Origin of the sequence: Pseudoalteromonas sp. TB25 (assembly GCF_000497995.1) — a bacterium.
Classification (GTDB): Bacteria; Pseudomonadota; Gammaproteobacteria; order Enterobacterales; family Alteromonadaceae; genus Pseudoalteromonas; species Pseudoalteromonas distincta.
In genome coordinates this window covers 1-2,653 of sequence record NZ_AUTI01000199.1, presented here as the reverse complement: position 1 = coordinate 2,653, position 2,653 = coordinate 1, and the positions used below count along the sequence as shown (strand labels likewise).

Sequence of the window (2,653 nt, the reverse complement as noted above, 5' to 3'; positions counted from 1 at the left end):
GCAGCCTATAGGTGCATCGTCTCGAAACGTTGCAGATACAGATGCGCAACTAAGAATACAAACTGTTGTACTTAGAGGCGCTTTAAATAATTTGGGCATTGCGATGAAAATAGATAGCAACCAAATTCATGCTGCAAATTACAACCTGTGGGGCGAATCGCCAGATGTAATGCTTACTGCAACAGCCCAGCAAACACTTTTTAATGCTATGCCCAACTGGATGGTAATAAAAGGCTTACCGGTCATTACTGAACTTGATCAACAAACGTTTTATGAGCTTGAATACGAAATTCACCACTTTAATGGCGATATGCAAGGTAACGCTGATATTTCTGGGCTTTGGCGTTTATATTACACACACCCTGAAACAGGCCGACGCCTTATAAGTATTAATAATTTTTCGCAATTGGTCCCTATTGATGATGATGGCTATGATGGCCTGGTTTCGACACTTGAAGCAACATGGCTAAATATAAACCTAAATGTTGCAAAACAAATAGAACAAGCAAGACTTTAATCGTTAAGTGACAATATAATCACGGCGGTTTTATCATCATTGATAACCGCCTTGCCCTTTATTTTAAAGCCCAATTTTAACAACACATTCTGCGATGCCCTATTATCTGGTGATGTTATTGCACACAGTTTTGTAATTCCAAATTCATGCTTATATTGCAAAAGTGCGCTGGCCGCTTCAAAAACATAACCCTTTTTTTCAAAACCGCTTACAAGTGCAAAACCTAAATCAGGTTGCAGTAACGCGGCGCGTTTATAAAACCCAACAACGCCAACCACTACAGCATTATGCAAAGTAATAATGTAAGGCCCAAAGCCTTGGCGTACATGAGAAGCAATAAATGACTAGGGCCTGTTGACCTTTCAGGATTAAAATTTGTTCAATCTAGGGGCGATTTAATCGCGGCGTGAGGTTTATAACCTAGTGGGCTAAGTAAAAACCGAGCAACAAAGAGTTAATTGCCCCTAGGTAGAACCCTTCGGGCAGCGCATGTTTGGCATTTATGCTGTGTTATCGCCTATTTATGGGGAATAACCACACTACATAGGCTCTGCCTTGCCTAAATACCAAACATACTGCTGCAAATTTAACCTCGAAAGATAAACAGGCCCTATAATGTACGACTTGGCATCATCAAGGGTATAGATTGCTTTATCACCAATATGCTCTATGAAACTCGCCTGATTAACTAGCTTAAGTAAAATAGCTGCATCAAGCTCATTTGCATGGCGCAACAACAATCGATTTGTTTTAAATACAGCGTTCAATGTAAGCTCCTCTAAAAAACTTTGTTTTGCATGTAACTTTTTGTTGACTGAAATTAAAAAGCAGATTATTTTTGCGCCGATGTTTTTACAGGCACAACAATAGCGGTTTGCACTCCTTGCACCGTCTGGCGCCAAAGCCAACGCGTTTCACTTAAGCCGCTATTTAACATAACTGTTTATGTGTCCCTCCCTCGCGTACAAAAGCAGTGACTTGGAAGATGATTTTACAACAAACTTATCATCTTCTTTGTTTTTGTATAAGCAGTTTAAAAATTAATACTATTGTAATTTTTATACATGCTTTTAATTTTGTGAATACTTAAATGCTTGAACCTTCTGCGTTAAGTTTACTGCCACCTTTGGTGGTAGTTGTATTGGCTGTTGTATTACGCCGCCCTATTTTATCTTTACTTATTGGTGCTTTAGTTGGTTTAGTTATCGCCGATCCTGCACAGGTACTTACTAACTTTGCGAGTACATCTCTAAAAGTGATGACAGACGAAACCATCGGCTGGCTAATACTTGTATGTGGTGGCTTTGGCGCTTTAATCGCGCTATTAGTGCGCACAGGTGGCGCATCGGCTTTTGGCAAGTTAGCCCTTAAATACACTAAAGGTAAGCGTTCATCTTTGTTTATGACCTTTTGTTTGGGTGTAGTTATTTTTATTGATGACTACTTAAATGCGCTTACCGTGGGTGAAACCATGAAACGCATTACCGATAAATTTAAAGTGAGCCGTGAGATGCTTGCCTATGTTGTAGACTCTACTGCTGCACCAATTTGTGTACTTGTCCCTTTATCTACTTGGGCGGTTTTTTTTGGTGGCTTACTTGTAGATAACGGTATTGCAGAAGAAGGCAAAGGGATTGCAGTTTATATCCAAGCCATACCGTATATGTTTTATGCGTGGTTTGCAGTGCTTGTTGTTGTACTTGTTGTGCTGGGTATTATTCCTGCGATTGGTCCAATGAAAAAAGCAGAGCAAATGGCGCAAATTGAGCAAGCTCAAGTCGACCCTGCCCAATACAATGACGTTCAAACAGCGGATGAATATGCGGTAAAAGCCGTAGAAGAGAACTTTGAAGATGCTGATCCTAAAGGTAAATTACGTAACTTTTTGGTGCCGATTATTTTACTGGTTGCATTTACTGTTTACTTTGAAATAGACGTATACAAAGGCTTATTAGCAACAATGGCGGTCACTCTCCCGTTTTATGCACTACAAAAATTAATGAGCGTAAGTGAAATGATTGAACGCATGCTTGATGGCTTTAAAAGTATGATCCCCGCGATTGGTACTGTTATAGCTGCGTTTATATTTAAAGATGTATGCGACTTAATTGGTTTGCCTCAGTTTGTTATTGGCAG

The 2,653-nt window shown here is 39.8% G+C and carries 3 protein-coding genes and 1 pseudogene; 2 read left to right on the top strand and 2 right to left on the bottom strand.

The annotated features are described in order from the left end of the window. Positions 1-517, top strand: a 517-nt coding sequence (locus tag L652_RS0104735; protein ID WP_024603336.1) for a PqiC family protein, incomplete at its 5' end; no start/stop codon positions are given. Here L652_RS0104735 and L652_RS0104730 read toward each other — a convergent pair. Next, positions 514-855 (bottom strand): GNAT family N-acetyltransferase, encoded by a 342-nt coding sequence (locus tag L652_RS0104730; RefSeq protein ID WP_261765619.1) that lies wholly within the window; start codon positions 853-855, stop codon positions 514-516. The two genes, L652_RS0104735 and L652_RS0104730, sit on opposite strands and share 4 nt — an antisense overlap. A 276-nt stretch (positions 856-1,131) precedes the next feature. Continuing rightward, positions 1,132-1,338 (bottom strand): annotated as a pseudogene (locus L652_RS1000000124880) (N-acetyltransferase); the annotation flags it as partial. 269 nt (positions 1,339-1,607) lie between these two features. On the opposite strand from L652_RS1000000124880, the gene L652_RS0104720 reads away from it, so the two are divergent. Beyond that, positions 1,608-2,653, top strand: a 1,046-nt coding sequence (locus L652_RS0104720) for a Na+/H+ antiporter NhaC family protein (protein ID WP_024595768.1), incomplete at its 3' end; no start/stop codon positions are given.